Here is a 335-nt window from a genome sequence, read left to right on the forward strand (position 1 = left end):
CTGTTTTAATCTTTCGGCTGACATATTTTGATCTTCTGTTTGCGGGCTATAGATGTCATATTTGTGTGAGCCATCTTCTGTCCAACGTTGTAAGGCATCTGCATCAGCGACGTATAACTTCCCGCCATTTATCTTTTCAAATGTTAGATACTCACCTGTTTCTTCGTTAAATGGTCCAATCCCAACTAATGCAGAAATCGCATCTTGTGAACTTTCAATACGGCGTATGCCTTGTAAGTCCTTGCCTAAGACAATTTCTTTCCCGTTATCCCTGCCGACTTTACGTACCATATCTACGTATCTACCAACGATAAACGAACCTTTTACTTCTGTAC

1 protein-coding gene is annotated in these 335 nt (G+C 40.6%); it reads right to left on the reverse strand.

Annotated features, from left to right (window positions below):
- Positions 1-335, reverse strand: a 335-nt coding sequence (locus ACQGSG_RS29380; protein ID WP_426948798.1) for a phage tail spike protein, incomplete at both ends; no start/stop codon positions are given.

Source organism: Bacillus sp. GMa5/1 (assembly GCF_050172015.1).
GTDB lineage: Bacteria > Bacillota > Bacilli > Bacillales > Bacillaceae_G > Bacillus_A > Bacillus_A cereus.